At 62.1% G+C, this 17,259-nt stretch carries 17 protein-coding genes; 4 read left to right on the top strand and 13 right to left on the bottom strand.

The genetic code is table 11. From position 1 onward, the window contains the following. Positions 1-8: 8 nt before the first annotated feature. The 5 genes from FJ978_RS27965 to FJ978_RS27980 form a co-directional block, all read right to left on the bottom strand. Entirely contained in the window at positions 9-1,019 is a 1,011-nt protein-coding gene (locus FJ978_RS27965; RefSeq protein WP_140575829.1) for an endonuclease/exonuclease/phosphatase family protein, read from the bottom strand. A gap of 134 nt (positions 1,020-1,153) precedes the next feature. Then, positions 1,154-2,614, bottom strand: coding sequence for an AMP nucleosidase (locus tag FJ978_RS27970; RefSeq protein ID WP_224728929.1), 1,461 nt, complete (start codon positions 2,612-2,614; stop codon positions 1,154-1,156). Positions 2,615-2,731: 117 nt separating this feature from the next. Then, positions 2,732-2,926: a hypothetical protein gene (locus tag FJ978_RS27975; protein ID WP_140575832.1), complete on the bottom strand. Its 195-nt coding sequence runs from the start codon at positions 2,924-2,926 to the stop codon at positions 2,732-2,734. A 35-nt stretch (positions 2,927-2,961) separates the two neighbouring features. Beyond that, positions 2,962-3,117, bottom strand: coding sequence for a hypothetical protein (locus FJ978_RS32890; RefSeq protein WP_181176734.1), 156 nt, complete (start codon positions 3,115-3,117; stop codon positions 2,962-2,964). Between the two features lie 214 nt (positions 3,118-3,331). Next, the gene (locus FJ978_RS27980; RefSeq protein WP_013896406.1) at positions 3,332-3,673 is read right to left on the bottom strand and encodes a DUF2147 domain-containing protein; all 342 of its coding nucleotides are present in this window, start codon (positions 3,671-3,673) and stop codon (positions 3,332-3,334) included. A gap of 438 nt (positions 3,674-4,111) precedes the next feature. On the opposite strand from FJ978_RS27980, the gene FJ978_RS27985 reads away from it, so the two are divergent. Beyond that, positions 4,112-4,378, top strand: coding sequence for a sel1 repeat family protein (locus FJ978_RS27985; protein WP_010915070.1), 267 nt, complete (start codon positions 4,112-4,114; stop codon positions 4,376-4,378). Between the two features lie 434 nt (positions 4,379-4,812). Next, on the top strand, positions 4,813-5,934 hold the full coding sequence (locus tag FJ978_RS27990; protein WP_013896405.1) for a branched-chain amino acid ABC transporter substrate-binding protein: 1,122 nt from the start codon (positions 4,813-4,815) through the stop codon (positions 5,932-5,934). Positions 5,935-6,055: 121 nt separating this feature from the next. On the opposite strand, the gene FJ978_RS27995 is transcribed toward FJ978_RS27990, so the two are convergent. The 6 genes from FJ978_RS27995 to FJ978_RS28020 all read right to left on the bottom strand — a co-directional run bounded on the left by FJ978_RS27995 (position 6,056) and on the right by FJ978_RS28020 (position 12,328). After that, positions 6,056-8,020 carry an acetyl/propionyl/methylcrotonyl-CoA carboxylase subunit alpha gene (locus tag FJ978_RS27995; RefSeq protein WP_140575834.1) on the bottom strand — a complete coding sequence of 655 codons (1,965 nt, stop codon included), beginning with the start codon at positions 8,018-8,020 and terminating at the stop codon, positions 6,056-6,058. Between the two features lie 49 nt (positions 8,021-8,069). Next, positions 8,070-8,444 carry a hypothetical protein gene (locus FJ978_RS28000; RefSeq protein WP_140575835.1) on the bottom strand — a complete coding sequence of 125 codons (375 nt, stop codon included), beginning with the start codon at positions 8,442-8,444 and terminating at the stop codon, positions 8,070-8,072. A 131-nt stretch (positions 8,445-8,575) separates the two neighbouring features. Continuing rightward, positions 8,576-10,183, bottom strand: coding sequence for a carboxyl transferase domain-containing protein (locus tag FJ978_RS28005; protein WP_140575837.1), 1,608 nt, complete (start codon positions 10,181-10,183; stop codon positions 8,576-8,578). 1 nt (position 10,184) lies between these two features. Next, entirely contained in the window at positions 10,185-11,348 is a 1,164-nt protein-coding gene (locus FJ978_RS28010; protein ID WP_140575839.1) for an isovaleryl-CoA dehydrogenase, read from the bottom strand. Continuing rightward, the gene (locus FJ978_RS28015) at positions 11,317-11,958 is read right to left on the bottom strand and encodes a TetR/AcrR family transcriptional regulator (protein ID WP_140575841.1); all 642 of its coding nucleotides are present in this window, start codon (positions 11,956-11,958) and stop codon (positions 11,317-11,319) included. Before FJ978_RS28015 ends, FJ978_RS28010 begins: the two co-directional genes overlap by 32 nt. Positions 11,959-12,043: 85 nt before the next feature. Then, positions 12,044-12,328 carry an acylphosphatase gene (locus tag FJ978_RS28020; protein ID WP_140575856.1) on the bottom strand — a complete coding sequence of 95 codons (285 nt, stop codon included), beginning with the start codon at positions 12,326-12,328 and terminating at the stop codon, positions 12,044-12,046. 136 nt (positions 12,329-12,464) lie between these two features. Between FJ978_RS28020 and FJ978_RS28025 the strand changes: the two genes are divergently transcribed. Continuing rightward, entirely contained in the window at positions 12,465-13,040 is a 576-nt protein-coding gene (locus FJ978_RS28025) for a MarR family winged helix-turn-helix transcriptional regulator (protein WP_246678217.1), read from the top strand. A gap of 4 nt (positions 13,041-13,044) precedes the next feature. On the opposite strand, the gene FJ978_RS28030 is transcribed toward FJ978_RS28025, so the two are convergent. Beyond that, complete coding sequence (locus FJ978_RS28030) at positions 13,045-14,157, bottom strand: pyridoxal phosphate-dependent aminotransferase (protein ID WP_140575843.1); 1,113 nt, start codon at positions 14,155-14,157, stop codon at positions 13,045-13,047. A gap of 119 nt (positions 14,158-14,276) precedes the next feature. Here FJ978_RS28030 and FJ978_RS28035 point away from each other — a divergent pair, with 119 nt between their 5' ends. Further along, positions 14,277-15,941 (top strand): sulfotransferase, encoded by a 1,665-nt coding sequence (locus FJ978_RS28035; protein WP_140575846.1) that lies wholly within the window; start codon positions 14,277-14,279, stop codon positions 15,939-15,941. 250 nt (positions 15,942-16,191) lie between these two features. Here the strand turns inward: FJ978_RS28035 and FJ978_RS28040 are convergent. Then, positions 16,192-17,259: porin (locus tag FJ978_RS28040; RefSeq protein WP_140575848.1), on the bottom strand; the 1,068-nt coding region annotated here is incomplete at its 5' end.

Consider the following 17,259-nt stretch of genomic DNA (forward strand, 5'->3'; position numbering starts at 1 on the left):
CTGAAGCGTCAGCCTTGCGGCTCGGCTGGCAAGGCGCTCGCCGCGAGCGCCGTGGCGTGCCCATCCTCAGGCTGCTTCTCAGCGGAGCGAACCGAGAACTCGACCAGCACGGGCAGATGGTCCGAGCCGGTATCTTCCAGCCGCGTCGCGGAATGAACAGTCACCCCGCCCTTGCTGAACACCTGGTCGATCGGCAGTCCCGCAAAGCGCCGCAGCACGTCCGGCAGCTTGATGTAGAGCCACGTCGGTCCGGCTGACGGCATGACGGTCAGCCCGCCGAGGGAGGCGACCCGCCGCACCGCCGCACTCCACGGCACGGCGTTGCAATCGCCGGCCATGATGGCGGTTTCGCCGAGCGAGGAAATCGAATTCGAGAGCTCACCGATCTGCCAGTTCTGCTCGCGCGGCCATGGCCAACTGAGATGGATGGCTGCGACGTTGACGGCGGTGCCGCCGAAATCGACCGCCGCGATCGCCATCGCGCCCCGCGGCTCGCAGTGCGGCGCGCTGTCAGCGGCAAAGGGCCGTCGCGACAGCAGCGCCACGCCGAACACGCCATTGGGGTAGGGGCAGAGGATCCGGTATGGGTAGGCGCTGGTGATGTAACCGAGCTCGGTTTCCCACATCGCCGACACCTCGTCGAGGGTGATCACGTCGGGGTTGGTCCGGCCAATCAGCGAAAGAACCTTTTTCGGCGTCGGATTGTCGTAGCGCAAATTCATCTGCAGCAGGTGGTGGACGATCTGATCGACGGGCTTGGCGACCGCTTGCACGGGCCAAAGGCGCGGCAGCGTACTCATCGTCGTGGCAACGCTGGCGATCGCAAAGAGCAGTGCCACGGCCGCTTGCAGCCGAAACGAACTGGCAAGCAGCGGCAACGCCAGAAGCGCGATCAGCAGGCACAGGTGAAGGCGAAAATGCGAGAAGGAATCAAAGGCCGGATGCAGCGTGCCGAGGAATCCGGCCAACAAGGCGAGCGACAATGCCGTCATCGCCAGGAATGCCACCCCAGCTATCATATTCGAGCGCGCGCCGCCTGTTGTCATTGAGGCCGTGTCTGTCGAGTGTGCCTGACGATCCGTTCGATCTGCTTATCGATCAAATTGCGGCCTGAGCAAGACGACGAATTGCCTCGCCGGGACTTCCAGACCGCCTACTGGAACGCGGTCTCCGAAAAGCTTCTGAGCTTGCGCGAATGGAGCCGCTCCATCGGCATTTCCGCCAGCTTTTCCATCGCCCTGATGCCGATGGTCAGGTGCTGCGCCACCTGGCGCTTGTAGAACTCGGTCGCCATGCCGGGTAGCTTCAACTCGCCGTGCAGCGGCTTGTCGGAAACGCACAGCAGCGTGCCGTAGGGTACGCGGAAGCGGAAACCATTGGCCGCGATCGTCGCCGATTCCATGTCGAGCGCGATGGCGCGCGATTGCGACAGGCGCTGCACCGGTCCGCGCTGGTCGCGCAGTTCCCAGTTGCGGTTGTCGATGGTGGCGACCGTGCCGGTGCGCATGATGCGCTTCAGATCGTAGCCCGACAGGCCCGTGACCTCGGCAACCGCTTCCTGCAGTGCGACCTGGATCTCGGCCAGCGGCGGGATCGGCACCCAGACCGGAAGATCGTCGTCGAGGACGTGGTCCTCGCGCACATAGGCGTGCGCCAGCACATAGTCGCCCAGCGCCTGCGTGTTGCGCAGACCGGCGCAGTGGCCAAGCATCACCCAGGCATGCGGCCTCAGCACCGCGATATGGTCGGTGATCGTCTTGGCGTTGGAAGGCCCAACCCCGATATTGACCATGGTGATGCCGCCATGGTTCGGTTTCTTCAGGTGGTAGGCCGGCATTTGCGGCAGGCGGGCGGGCGGGGTGCCCTCGCTTGCCGCGCTGGCGCCGGCGCGGGTCACGACATTGCCCGGTTCGACGAATTCCACATAACCGCCGCCGCCATTCTCCATCAGGCCACGCGCACGGGCGACGAACTCGTCGATGTAGAACTGGTAGTTGGTGAACAGCACGAAGTTCTGGAAATGCTGCGGGCTGGTGGCCGTATAATGGGTCATGCGGTGCAGCGAATAGTCGATGCGTTGCGCCGTGAACGGTGCCAGCGGCCGTGGTTCGCCGAAGGCGACCTCGAACGTGCCATTGGCGATCTGGTCGTCGGTGCCGTCCAGGTCCGGAACGTCGAACAGGTCGCGGATCGGCCGCTTGATGCGTTCGGCGGCGGCCCCGTCGACATAGGTGCCTTCCAGGAAGGCGAAATGCAGCGGGATCGGCGTGGTCGATTCCGAGACCGTCACCGACACGCCATGATTGCGCATGATCAGGCGAAGCTGCTCGACCAGGTAATTTTCGAACAGTTGCGGCTGGGTAATCGTGGTGGCGAAATGGCCAGGTGTCGGCATATGGCCGTAGGCCTGCCGCGAATCGACCTGGGTAAACGAATTCGTGGTGACGCCGATCTCGGGGTAGAAGGCCCGGTAGCGCTTGCTGCCGTCGGCGCCGGCGGCCAATGCCGCGAAGGAGTCGCGCAGGAACTTGGTATTGCGATCGTAAAGCGCCTGCAGCGCCGCGACGGCTTTCTCGGCCCTGTCAAAGCTTTGCCGGCCAAAAGGCTCCGGCATGACGACTGATTCTATGGCCTGAGGGTAGATTCGCTTTTCCATAGCTCAATATAGAGACTTGGATGGGCGGTTGGGAGGGGTGTCGCTGTCGAAGGCGCCCAAAGCGCGTTTTTTTCTTCACCCACGCTGCAGGCTGACCAGCAGCACGAAGCCGACACCTGACTTCCTCAGCGCCGGAGCCTCGATGGTCGAGCCGGTATCGGCGCGCATCATCGGCACGGCCAGGACCGGGGCAGCCAGGAGCACCAGGATAAGCGCCGCCCGCGGCAGAAGCCGGAGGGTCTTGAGGGCGTTGGCGGCGATGCGGTTCATGATGTCTGTGCTTTTCTTTTCGAGGTTTTCTGGTTTCAGTGGCGAAGTTTGGTCGGGCAGGCGAGACCGCAAAGTCTCGTGGCTTCGTCCCAGGAGCGGGCCGGACGGCCTGCTTCGGCGACGAGGATGGCGAAGAACATTCCAAACAGGCTCATCAGCAGGCAGACGATGGTGAAGCGGCGAGCAAGCATCGGTGGTGTCTCCTTCAACACGCAGGAGAATGCCCTGACGCCTGTGAACCGGCTCTGAGACCGGCGTTCATCTGCGGTTCAAATTGATTGACGGGATCTGACTGGCCCGAGGACGCCAACAGCGGAAGCCATCGAGCGCCGGAGCCCGGCGTGTCGATGAAACGAAAACGGGGCCCGTCAGGGCCCCGTGGTCAGGTCGCAAGGCTGCAGACGATCAGAGCTTGTGCCAGGTCTGGCTCTTGCAGATCAGTCCGCCGAGCACGCAGCCGCTCATCTTGAGCGAGGTGCCCGAAAGCGTCGCCTTGCCGGAATAGGTCTTGTCGTTCGCCGGATCGGTGATGTTGCCGGTGTACTTGTTGTCGCCGGCCGCCTTGAGCGAGCCGATGGTCTTGCCGGCATATTTGCCGGATTTGAGCGTGATGGAGAACGAGCCGCCGCCGGATATGGCCGCGGTGTCGCCGGCCTGCGTTTTCCAGTTGCCCTCGATCGGATCGGCCCACGCCGCGCCCGCCATGATCAATGTGGCTGCAAGGGCCAGGCTCACTTTTCGAAACATGTTCTTCCTCCCTTTGGATAGCCAGCCGGATGCTCCGCCTCGCCGGTCTGCCGCTTACGCAAACGTAAGCTAATCCAGCTCCCATCAAAACAAAAGCGGTGCCGTTGCGGAAGAGTTTCCGATTTTGAAGGCGCCTGAAAGCGCGTCTTCGGTGAGAAAATGAAACGATCGCCGGATTGGCTTTGTCTCCCGTGGTTAGCGGAGTGTTGATTCCCACTCTGAAAATTTTCGTCAAATTTTGCGAAAACCAGCCGAATTGCTGGCTTCGTATCCTTAACGAATTTTCGTGTTTACCTCTTGTTTTAGCTTTGTTTTCCTCAAATTAAGCACGCCATTTAACGGCGGATTCAAGCCTGCGCGGCATTCTCGAAAGCATCGAAAGAGCGGCCCGGACAAGACAAACGGAGGCAGCTCTCGGGAGCCAGACAGGGGACTAAAATGGCACGTTTTGAAATGCTTGAAGCAGGTTTCGGCGCCATGGGGGCAACTGCCCAGGCCGACATTCTTTTCGAACTGGGTATGATGTATGCAACCGGCCGCGATTGCGAGACCGACGTCGTCGCCGCCCACAAATGGTTCAACATCGCCGCCATCAAGGGCTCGGCCCGCGCCGCGGAATTGCGCTCGGAACTGTCGGCGGCCATGTCGAAGGTCGAGATCGCCAAGGCGCTGCGCGAAGCCCGCGAATGGATGACCATGCACTGAGTTCCACCAGACGGGGACGCTCCGGCCAAGACCGCGAAGACGGTCGGGCCACGACAGGGACAAGGCTGCTCAGACAGCCAGGCCACAGGCCATCAACGACAAGAATGCGGCAGGCCGGGAAGGCTGAAGCCGTGCGAAAGACCATGGTCCCGAAACGGGGAATCCGGTTTTCGGACCGAGATCATGGCCTTGGGAAGACAGGGAAGGCGCGTTGGGCTCGGGGTGCGGGGGCGCTTGCGGAACAGCTCGACGAGCGAAAAGCCACGACCAGCCGAAACAAGGCTGGCGTGGCTTTTTTGCGTGGATGAGGGACCCCAGGCCCAATCGAGCGGCGCCAATGCGCCTAGACAGGCCCAATGAAGGATGAAATTGTCCGGCCTCTCTGGAAGAAGCGCGGCCGGGCGGCCGTGCGTGAGTGGAGGAGTTCTATCACCATGAAAAAAATGAGTATTTTGAGCGCGGCCATTTTCGGCCTGATGATGAGCGCGCCGGTCGCGTTCGCCGACGACATCACCGTTTCGGTGGTCGGCCCGATGACCGGTCAGCTCGCCACCATCGGCGATCAGTTCAAGCAGGGCGCACAGGCCGCCGCCGATGCCATCAACGCCGCGGGCGGTGTCAACGGCTCGATGATCAAGCTCGACATCGAGGACGACCAATGCGATCCCAAGCAGGCCGTGTCGGTCGCCAACCGCATCGTGGCCAATGGCGTCAAGTTCATCGATGGCCATGCCTGCTCGGGCTCGAGCATTCCGGCCTCGGCCGTCTATGCCGAAGCCGGCTTCCTGATGATGAGCCCGGCCTCCTCGAACCCGGTGTTGACCGACGCCGCGGCCAAGGCCGGCTGGCCGACGATCATGCGCCTCTATACGCGTGACGACGCGCAGGGCGCCTTCATTGGCCCATGGATCGCCAAGAAGTATGCCGGCAAGAACGTCGTCATCCTGCACGACAAGAGCGCCTATGGTCAGGGCGTTGCCGACGCCGTCAGGGCAACCATGAACACCGGCGGCCTCAAGGAAGTCTACTATGACGCCATCAATCCCGGTGAGAAGGACTATTCGGCCCTTGTCACCAAGCTCAAGGATCTGAAGGCTGACGTCGTCTATTTCGGCGGCTATCATCCTGAAGCCGGCCTGATCCTGCGTCAGTCGGCCGAACAGAACCTGAAGTTCCAGCTGATCATGCCGGACTCCATTGCCTCGCCGGAATTCTGGCAGGTTGCCGGCCCGGCCGGCGAGGGCACCATGTTCGTGTTCCCGTCGGATCCGCAGGCAAAGCCGGAAGCCAAGGCAGCGGTCGAGAAGATCAAGGCCGGCGGCTTCGTGCCCGAGGGCTTCACGCTGTTCTCCTACGCCGTGGTCCAGGCGTTCGCCGAAGGCATCAAGCGCGCCGGCAGCGACGATCCGGCCAAGGTTGCCGAAGCCCTGAAGAACGGCACGCCGATCAGCACCGTTGTCGGCGATGTCACCTTCGACGAGAAGGGCGACCTCAAGAATGCCAGCTACGACATCAACCAGTGGCACGACGGCAAGTACGCGCCAATCGCGCAGTAATCGCTACCATTCGCTGTTGGAAATGGCCGGCTTGCCCGGCCATTTTCGTTTTGGTCGGCCCTCTAGGGCGCCCCCTCTGTCCCGCCGACACAGCTATTTTAGTCAACCAGCAACCAGGCGTTCAGCCATGGCTGTCCTCGGCGAACCGCACCAGCACGGTCCCATCGGTGACCTGCGACCCTTCGGTTGCGATCTCGGCGATCAGCCCGTCATGCGGCGCGGCGATGGTGTGCTCCATCTTCATCGCTTCGAGGATCAGCAGCGGCTGGCCCTTGATCACCGCATCGCCCTTCGCCACGCGCACAAGCTTCACCAGCCCCGGCATCGGCGCGCGCAGGCTGCCGGAGGCGGCAGCCGCCTCATCCGCCCTTGCTAGCGGGTCCGGAACCGCGAATGTATAGCCGACGGCGCCTTCGAACACGGTGACGTGGCCGGGCCAGCGGGCGAGGCGCGGAACGGCGCGGAAATCATGCGCATTGGTGCTGTCATAGGGTGCGTCGAGCGCCACCTGGAAGCGCCCGTCCGGCCGCACCGAAACCTTTGCCACAATGTCGTCCTCGCCGAACTTCAGCCGCGTACGCCGCGCCACGCCGTGGAAATGCGCATAGCCGGCAAGCGACGACCATGGGTCGTCCGAACCCGGCGATGCTTCCGCGCCCGAGGCGGCGAGGACGGCTGCCGAGATGATTTCGCCGCTTGGCGGCGCGACCTCGGTCAGCACGGCCTGATGTCTGCCGATCAAGCTCGTGTCGACGTCTCCGGCAAAAAAATCCGGGTCGGCCGCCAGAGCTGCAAGAAAAGCGGTGTTGACGGTGGAACCGGCAATTTCGGTTTGCGACAACGCCGTACGGAGCGCCTCCAGCGCCGCCTGCCTGTCCTTCGCATGGACGACAAGCTTGGCGATCATCGGATCGTAATAGGGCGAGATGGCATCGCCGGCCCGAACGCCGGTCTCGATGCGCATCGTGGCCCCTTCGGTGGCTGCTTCAGGAAATTTTAGATGATGCAGCATGCCGGTTGCCGGCAGGAATCCCTTGGCCGCATCCTCCGCATAGATGCGCGCTTCGAAAGCATGGCCGGCAAGCGCGATCTCGCTCTGCGTCTTCGGCAGCTTTTCGCCGCTGGCGACGCGCAGCTGCCATTCGACCAGATCGGTGCCCGTGACCATCTCGGTGACTGGATGCTCGACCTGCAGGCGCGTGTTCATTTCCATGAACCAGAAGCGGTCGGCTTGCAGGCCTTGCGAGGCGTCGACGATGAATTCGATGGTGCCGGCGCCGGAATAGCTGATCGCCTTGGCGGCCTTTACAGCGGCGTCGGTCATGGCCTTGCGCAATGCCGGCGTCATGCCGGGGGCGGGCGCTTCCTCGATCACCTTCTGGTGGCGGCGCTGCGCCGAGCAGTCGCGTTCATAGAGATGCACGGCGTTGCCAAAGTTGTCGCCGAACACCTGCACTTCGATGTGCCGTGGCTTGTCGACATATTTCTCGACCAGCACGCGGTCGTCGCCGAAAGCGGCCTTTGCCTCGCGCCGGGCGCTGGATAGAGCCTCGGAGAAATCATCTGGATGTTCGACCCGGCGCATGCCCTTGCCACCACCGCCGGCGCGCGCCTTGATCAGCACGGGATAGCCGATTTCGCGTGCCTTGGAGGCGAGCAGCACGATCTCCTGTGCCTCGCCATGGTAGCCCGGAACGACCGGAACGCCGGCCTTCTCCATCAGCCGCTTGGCGGCGTCCTTGAGCCCCATGGCACGGATCGAGGCGGCCGACGGGCCGATGAAGATGAGCCCTGCCGCTACCACCTGGTCGACGAAATCAGGGTTTTCCGACAGGAAACCATAGCCGGGATGGATGGCCTGTGCCCCTGTGGCCAGGGCCGCCGCGACGATCCGGTCGCCGCGCAGATAGCTCTCGCCGACCGGCGAGGAGCCGATATGCACCCCCTCGTCGGCCATCTCGACATGCAGCGACTTCGCGTCGGCATCCGAATAGACGGCAACAGTGTGCACGCCCAGCTTGCGCGCCGTGCGGATGACGCGACAAGCGATCTCGCCCCGATTGGCGATCAGGATCTTGGCGAACATGGAGCCTCCCGGTTTTGTCTCGGGCGGCGCTGGTTCGGCAGATGCCCGGCTATTTCGAAGCAGCGATCTCGCAGGCGCCGCCCGTCGTCACCCTGTGGCGGGCGACCGTACCCTCGCAGGATTTCATCGCCAGATCTTCGGCCACCTTCTGAGAGGGAGCGTTCAGCTTTGCGCCGCAGATGATATACAGCGATCTCACCCGTGTATAAGGCGTGGTGGCGTAGGCCGAATGGCCGTCCGCCGCAATATAGGCCTTGTAAGCCTTGGTGCATGGTGCCTTCTGCGTGTAGGGCAGAGTTGGCGGAAAACGCTTGTCTCCTTCGCTTCCCGAAAGCGACACGGCGATACTCACGCTGGATGCCGCGAGCAAAAGAATTACTGAAAGTATTGAGGCGGATGCATTCTGTAGGTATTTCGGTTTCATTTTTAGCCCATTCCCATTGCGTAGTGCAGCGCAAGCACAAGCAATAGCGAATATTTCCCGCCATCACTAGCTCTGCGGCGAAGGCTCGCAATTTCGTGATGGGATGGATGACCACGCCGATATCGTTCATCTCACATCCTGAACACGCCGAAGCGGGTTTCCTCGATCTCCGCATTGAGTGCCGCGGACAGGCTGAGCGCCAGCACCTCGCGCGTCTTTGCCGGGTCGATGATGCCGTCATCCCAGAGCCGCGCGGACGAGTAGAGCGGGTGCCCCTCATGCTCGTACTTCATCAGGATCGGCTTCTTGAACTTCGCCTCCTCCTCGGCGCTCCACGCCCCGCCCTTGCGCTCGATGCCTTCGCGCTTGACCATGGCAAGCACCGTTGCCGCCTGTTCGCCGCCCATCACCGAGATGCGGGCATTCGGCCACATCCACAGGAAGCGTGGTGAATAGGCGCGACCGCACATGCCGTAATTGCCGGCGCCGAACGAGCCGCCGATGATCATGGTCACCTTCGGCACCTTGGCGGTGGCAACCGCCATCACCAGCTTGGCGCCGTCCTTGGCGATGCCGCCGGCCTCGTATTTTCGCCCGACCATGAAGCCGGTGATGTTCTGCAGGAAAACCAGCGGTATCTTGCGCTGGCAGCACAGCTCGATGAAGTGCGCGCCCTTCAGCGCGCTCTCGGAAAACAGCACGCCATTGTTGGCGATGATGCCGACCGGCATGCCATGGAGATGGGCAAAGCCGGTGACAAGCGTGGTGCCGTAATTCTGTTTGAACTCATCGAATTCGGAGCCGTCGACGATGCGCGCGATCACCTCGCGCACATCATAGGGCTGGCGCAGATCGGTCGGCACGATGCCGTAGAGTTCATCCGCCGGATGAAGCGGCGGATGAGCTTTCCTAGAGGTCAGGCTTACAGTCTTGTTTCGATTCAGGTTCTTGACGATGCGCCGGCAAATGGCCAGGGCATGCTCGTCCTCCATCGCGTAATGGTCGGCGACACCGGAAAGCCGCGTGTGCACGTCCGCGCCGCCCAGGTCCTCGGCACTGACATCCTCGCCGGTGGCCGCCTTCACCAGCGGCGGGCCGCCGAGGAAGATGGTCGCCTGGTTGCGCACCATGATCGTCTCGTCCGACATCGCCGGCACATAGGCGCCGCCCGCCGTGCAGGAACCCATGACGCAAGCGATCTGCGGAATGCCGGCCGCCGACATGTTGGCCTGGTTGTAGAAGATGCGGCCGAAATGCTCACGGTCGGGAAACACCTCGTCCTGGTTGGGCAGGTTGGCGCCGCCGCTGTCGACGAGGTAGACGCAAGGCAGATTGTTCTGCAGCGCGATCTCCTGCGCGCGCAGATGCTTCTTCACCGTCAGCGGGTAGTAGGTGCCGCCTTTCACGGTGGCATCGTTGACGACGACCATGACCTCGGTACCTTCGACGCGGCCGACGCCGGCGATCAAGCCGGCCGCCGAAATCTCCTCGCCATACATCGACCACGCCGCGAACTGGCCGATCTCGAGGAAGGGCGAGCCGAAATCCAGCAATTGCGCGAGGCGCTCGCGCGGCAACAGCTTGCCACGCGAGACGTGGCGTTCACGGGCCTCCTCGGAGCCGCCGCGCTCGACGCTAGCCGCCTTCTCCGCAATGTCGGCGACCAGCGCCCGCATGCGCTCGGCATTGGTACGGAAGGTCTCGGAGGAGGGGGAGATCTGGGTTCGGAGAACGGCCATGCTACACCCCCTCGGCCATGATCTCGCGGCCGATCAGCCAGCGGCGGATTTCGCTGGTGCCGGCGCCGATCTCGTAGAGCTTGGCATCGCGCAGCAGACGCCCAGTCGGATAGTCGTTGATATAGCCGTTGCCGCCAAGCAGCTGCAGCGCATCGAGCGCCATCTGCGTCGCCTTCTCGGCGGCGAACAGCACGCAGCCGGCGGCATCCTTGCGCGTCGTCTGGCCGCGATCGCAAGCGGCGGCGACGGCATAGACGTAGGCGCGCGCGGCATTCATCGTCGTGTACATGTCGGCCAACTTGCCTTGCACCAGCTGGAATTCGCCGATCGCCTGGCCGAACTGCTTGCGCTCGTGCACATAGGGGATCGCCACGTCGAGGCATGCCGCCATCAGGCCGATCGGACCGCCGGCGAGCACGGTACGCTCATAGTCGAGGCCCGACATCAGCACCTCGACGCCGCGCCCTTCTTCGTGCAGCACATTGTCGAAGGGCACTTCGACATTCTCGAACACCAGCTCGCCAGTATTGGAACCGCGCATGCCGAGCTTGTCGAGCTTTTGCGCCACGGAGAACCCGGCCATCGCCTTCTCGACGATGAAGGCGGTGATGCCGCGCGATTTCCGCTCCGGATCGGTCTTGGCATAGACGACCAGCGTTTCGGCATCCGGGCCGTTGGTGATCCACATCTTGGTGCCGTTCAACACATAGCGGTCGTTGCGCTTTTCGGCGCGCAGCTTGAGTGAGACGACATCGGAGCCTGCGCTGGATTCCGACATGGCGAGCGCGCCGACACGCTCGCCCGAGCACAGCGGCGGCAGGAATCTTTCCTTCTGCGCCTGTGTTGCCCAGCGGTTGATCTGGTTGACGCAAAGATTGGAATGAGCGCCGTAGGAGAGGCCGACCGAGGCGGAAGCGCGCGAAATCTCCTCCACCGCGATGACGTGGGCCAGATAACCCATGCCGCTGCCGCCGAAATCCGGATCGGCCGTTATGCCGAGCAGGCCGAGCGCGCCGAACTCGCGCCACAGATGTGCCGGAAATTCGTTCTGGCGATCGATGTCGCCGGCGATCGGCGCGATCTTGTCCTGGGCGAAGCGCCGCACCAGGTCGCGCAATGCCTCGATGTCTTCGTCATGCCCGAAGCTGAGCGTGTTCGTATACATGCCGTTCCTCCCCGGTAGTTGTCGCGCCAACCAGCCGCATTGTCATCGAAAGATATGTCGCCGTCACTTCAGCGATCGACAGCCGCTCGCCCGGGCGAAACCAGACGATGACACCGGTCATCATCTGGATCAGCGCCATCGCCGTCAGTCCGGTGTCGTCGATGCTGAAGGCGCCGGCCTCCGCGCCATCGCGCAGGATCGAGCGCAGTTCCTTTTCATAGGCCGTGCGCATGCGCAGGATCTGCGTCAGCCTGTCGGGCGAAAGGCTGCGCAATTCCATGTTCGACACATGCGTGGCGTGCCGTCGCTCGATATGGAATGCGATATGGTTGCGCACATAGGCCGCAAGCTGCTCCGCTGGATCGGCGCCGACTGGCCTGGCCTGTTCCCAGGCCCCGCGAAGCCCTTCCATGTGCTCGCGCATCAGCGTGAACAGCAGGTCTTCCTTGGTCGGGAAATAGCGGTAGAGCGCGGCGGCCTGCACGCCGACTTCCGCCGCCAACTGGCGCATGGACATCGCCTCGTAGCCATAGCGCGCAATCAGGCTGACCGCTGCCTGGCGGACAGCCGCCTCGGTCTTTTCGCCATCGGATCCTGTGGTACGCGCCATGGTCGCCTCATTGAAGCGGCATTAATAAAACGAACGTTCAATTAATTCAAGTGGCCGATGCTAAATCAAGTGGGCGCAAATCCGCCTATGCGACGATCCTGAAGTCTCCAGGCGCGGTCCATGTCTCGAGTTCTTCCACATCGATCCGCGAAACCGATGCACCCACCGGGCCTTGCCAAAGCCGTTCGACCATCGTTGAAACCGCGGCATCGTGACCGGCAAGCCATGCCGTTACCGAGCCGTCTCTCTCGTTGCGCACCCAGCCTGCAAGGCCAAGCGCTGTCGCTTGGCCTTGCGCCCAGATCCTGTAGCCGACGCCTTGCACTGTGCCATGCACGCGCGCCTGCACCGCCCTTTTCCGGTCATCCATGTTTCGGTCATCCATGGCTCGCTCCCTTGCAGAGGCTCCCTCGCATAGAGTCTGGCGCAGGATTGAACGAAGGCAATTGGCGCGAAGGGATCGATGTCGTTTGAAAGGGCGGAAGATGGGTCAGTTGGTCCGCAGAATGGTTGACTTGGTCAACTTTCATGTAATGATTGGACGAAGCGGAAATCTCAGGGAAGGCGCCGACATGCCAACCGAGCGGAATACCTTGATCGGCGACATCCGTCGCTTCAACCGGTTCTACACCGGCTTGATCGGGCTGCTCGACGAAACCCTGACGCAAAGCGCCTATACGCTGACCGAGGCGCGCATCCTGTTTGAACTCGCTCAGCGCCCCGGCCACATCGTCGGAAATCCTGGCGGCAAGACAGGCTTTCTGACGCGGGCGCTTCGACTGGATATCGGACCAGCAGCATCCGAAATCGCCCGGGAACTCCGCTTGGATCCTGCCTACGTCACGAGAATCCTTCGAAAATTCTTCGCTGCCGGCCTGGTCGAAATGCGCACGGACCTCGACGTACCTCGGCGTCTTCTCTCGCTCACGGCACGCGGCCTCGCCGCGCTGGCCGGACTTCAGGCGGCCGCCGATCGCGATCTCGCCCGCTTGACTGAGGGTCTTGGCGATAAGGACGCCGCCGAGTTGTCGGATATGCTGATGCGCGTCAGCCACCTGCTTGGCGGAGCGCCGGCATCCTAGCGCCCTAATTCCCCCGTGCCGCGGCCAATGCGCCGGGCAGCTCCTCGGCGAAAATGTCGAGCTCGTGGTCGAGCCCGACGCTGACGCGGATGCAGCGGTCCAGCCGTGGCGCCATCGGCTTGCGGATGAACACGTCGCGCGACAACAACCCTTGCAGCACTTTCAGCGCGAAATTGGCGTCATGGCCACAGTCGATGGTGACGAAATTGGTCGCCGAAGCCAACGGCTTCAGCCCGCTCTGTTCGGCGATCGCCGTGATGCGCCGGCGCCCGGCAGCCACCCGCGCCACCACTGTCTCGAGATAGGCCTGGTCGGCAAGCGCCTCGACACCGGCGATCTGCGCCATGCGGCTGACACCGTAATGGTTACGGATCTTTTCGAAGTCGCGGATCACTTGCGTCTCCGCCACCGCATAGCCGCAACGTATTCCGGCGAGCCCGTAGGCCTTTGAAAAGGTGCGCATGCGGATGACGTTCGGCCGGGAAATATCGATCGGCGGCAGGGCCGATGCCGGCCCCAATTCGCCATAGGCCTCGTCGAGCACCAGCATGGTGGTTTCAGGCAGCGCCTCGATGAAGCGGATGATTTCGCCCGCCTCCCACCAGGTGCCCATCGGATTGTCCGGGTTGGACAGATAGACCAGCGGCGCCCTTTCCTTGACGACAGCCGAAAGCAGGCCGTCCAGGCTTTCGTGGTCGTTCTCGTAAGGGACGGTCACCAGCCGCCCGCCGACGCCGGCGACATGGAAGTTGAAGGTCGGATAGGCGCCGAGCGAGGTGACCACCGCATCGCCTGGCGCCACATACATGCGCGCCACCAGGCTGAGCAGGCCGTCTATGCCTTCGCCGACAACGACATTCTCGACCGCCACGTCGTGATGCGCGGCTACTGCAACCTTGAGATCGTAATTGTCCGGGTCGCAATACATCCACATGTCGCGCGCGATCTCGGCCATGCGGGCTATGACGCGCGGCGACGGCCCAAAACTGCTCTCATTGGCGCCGATGCGGGCACGGAAAGCCCGCCCGCGCTCACGCTCCTGCGCTTCGGGGCCGACAAACGGCACAGTCGAAGGAAGCGCTGCGATGAGCGGTGTGAGGGGAGGGCGCTGGCGCATGACGGAAGCTCGCATGGAAGGGGAACTTCTTGCTAGCGTGAGCGGATGGTTGGCGCAAGCTGTGCGGGCCTCGGTTTGTCGTGCTGGATTCCTGCGACTGTTTTTGCTAGCGAGGCAAGATGAACAATCGTCTGCCGCCCGCTTGGTCCAAGCACCTGAAAGCTCCGTCCGGCTCGAAAATCCCGCACCCGAAAATCGCACAGCCACAAGCGAACCAGCTATCGCGGGCACAGGCTGACGACGCGCTGCTCAGGCAGGCGGTAGAGCTTCATCAAGCAAACCGGTTGCTTGAGGCCGAGGCACTGTGTCAGCGCGTCCTGGCCCATAGCCCGCGGCATCCTCTTGCCTTGTACATACTGGGAACCTTCGCGCTCGGTCTGGACGACGAGATGGCCATTCGTTGTTTTGAGCTAGCGGTCAACGAAGCACCTCAAAATCCGCATTATCAGCTGACGTTGGGTGAAGCCTATTTGAAGGTCGGCGAGCATTCGGACGCAATCAGGCATTTTGAGTTGGCTTGCGAACTGAAGGCTGATTGGGTCGAGGCGCTTTGCGCACTGGGTCGCGCCTACACCGAATTCGGCAAGGCCGATATGGCAGTGCCACGCTATGAGAAAGCGCTCGAAATCGACGGCGGCCATTCCGCCATCCGAATGGGGTTGGCCAATGCGCTTGTCAGTCTCGGCCGGATGGAGGAGGCGACAAATTATATGAAGGAGGCGATCAGCCATCGCCAGGATATCGCCTCTGCTTACAACGGCCTGGTCAGCATCCGGAAATTCACGGACGAGCCGGCAGAATTCAAATCCATTCTGGCTGAGCTGAAAAATCCGGCGCTTGATGAGAACAGCCTAAAGAAGCTCCATTATGCGGCGGGCAAGGTGCTCAACGATATCAGGCGCCATGACGAGGCGATGGACCATTTCCGTGAGGCAAAACGCTCGGCCCGCCGCTTTGACATGGAGGCTTACCGCCGCAGCATCGATTTCATGATCGAATTGTTCAGCCCTGGGATGTTGGCCGCCAAGGCAGGGCATGGAAGCGCTTCGGAAGTGCCTGTCTTCGTGCTTGGCATGCCGCGTTCGGGCACCACTTTGACCGAGCAGATCTGCGCGAGCCATCCCGATGTCCACGGTGCCGGTGAGCTGACAAAGCTACGGCGCATCACCAACAGGCTTGCGCCGAAAACGCGCTCGCCCGAAGAACTGCGCAGATCGATCCTGAACATGACGGTCGATCAGTCGAAGTCCCTGGCCGAAGAATATCTGGCCCACATCAGGCAACGATCGCCGGACGCTCGACGAATTATCGACAAATTGCCTCATAATTTTGAGCTTATCGGCGTCATAAGGCTCCTTTTCCCCAAGGCGCGCATCGTTCACTGCCGTCGTGATGCTATCGACAATTGCCTCTCGTGCTATTTCCTGGGTTTCAACGAGGACAACACCTATACAGCCGATCTCAGCACGCTCGGACTGTACTATCGTGAGTACGACCGGCTCATGCGTCATTGGGACGAAGTTTTTCCGAGGCAAATCCTGCAGAACCGCTATGAGGACATGGTCTCCGACCAGGAAGGGCAATCGCGCCGCTTGATAGACCATCTGGGTCTGCCCTGGGACGGTGCCTGCTTGCGATTCTTCGACAAGGGCGGTTCGGTGAACACGTTCAGCCGTTGGCAGGTTCGGCAACCGATCTACACCTCGTCCGTCAGTCGCTGGAAGAACTATGGCAGCGCGATCGAGCCGCTGATCGAAGCCCTGGGCGATCTGGCCGGGAATTGATCCTGCACGAGTGTTGCCGGACGGATGAGAGCGTTGGTCGATGACCTGTGATGGAGCCGATTTCCGGCTGAGACATCAGACGAGAAACTGCAGAGTAGCGTCTCTCGGCTTGACGGCCGGTTGCTCCGGTCCGCAAGCCTTCAAAAACAGGGGCTAGGCCTTTTTGGGAGCCTAACTGTACGTTTGACGAGTCCATGAAAAAAACCCGGCGGTTGCCCGCCGGGTTTCGATTTCGACAAGGCGAAATTGATTAGAAGTCGCGCTGGAAGCGAAGGATGCCAGCGACGTTGCTCTTCTTGGTCGCGCCAACCCAGCCCTGCGACAGGTCGTCAGCACCGCCAACGTTCTGGTAGTCGACTTCGGCCGTGACCGTGAAGCCGGGAACAACGGTGTAGGCGACGTTCGCCGCGATGCCGAGGTTCTTCCAGTCGTCATAGGACGCCTGCAGGTTGAACGAGGTCTTCTCGTTGAACTTGTAGGTGCCACCGCCCCACACTGCCCAGTTGCCGCCCCACTGCTTGTAGAAGCCGCGGCCGCCAGCAGGGACTGCCACAGTAGGATCGTTGAGGTTGTCGTCGGTGCCGTAGCCGGCCATGACCCACAGCGCCAGTGCTTCGTTGACGTTGACGTCCAAACGAACCTTGCCGGCAACTTCTTCATAGTTGCTGTCATAGGAAATGACACCGGTGAGGGCGCCCCAACCCTGGGTCCACTTCAGGCCGCCGACGACATGCGGAACGTAGCTGTCGATCGTATCGATGCCCGAGCCTTCTTCGAGCGAGACCACGGCCGAGAAGCCGTTGCCAGCATCGAAGTAGTACTGCACGACGTTGGTGTCGAAATTGCCGTAGGGGACAATCGTATCCTCGATGACGTTGCCGGCATAGCCGATGAACGTATCGAAAGCAGATTCGTCTTTACCGACGCGCAGGCCACCGAGCTGGATCCAGGCGAAGTTCAGCGAAACGCCCTTGTTGTGCCCCTGCCAGCCGTCACCGCCGGTCAACGGTCCGGCACCATCCGGATCCGAATAGTCGCCATAGCTGTTGCCGAAGTTGAAGCGGGTCTCGGTGTAGGTCTTCAACGTGCCGAGTTCGGTTTCCTGACCGGTCCAGGTCTTCAGCGTGAAGCGGGCGTTCTTCCAGTAGGTGTCGTTGGTGTCGCCAGCGTTCAGGTGGTCCGGAACGTTCTGGGCGCCACCGAACGCGCCGTGATCGCCCACGCCGATGTCGTAGCGGAGATAGCCGCCGATGCGCAGGCAGGTCTCGGTGCCGGGGATGTAGAAGTAGCCAGCGCCGTAGACGTCGCAAATCTTGAC

The sequence above is a fragment of the Mesorhizobium sp. B1-1-7 genome (genome assembly GCF_006442705.1).
GTDB lineage: Bacteria > Pseudomonadota > Alphaproteobacteria > Rhizobiales > Rhizobiaceae > Mesorhizobium > Mesorhizobium opportunistum.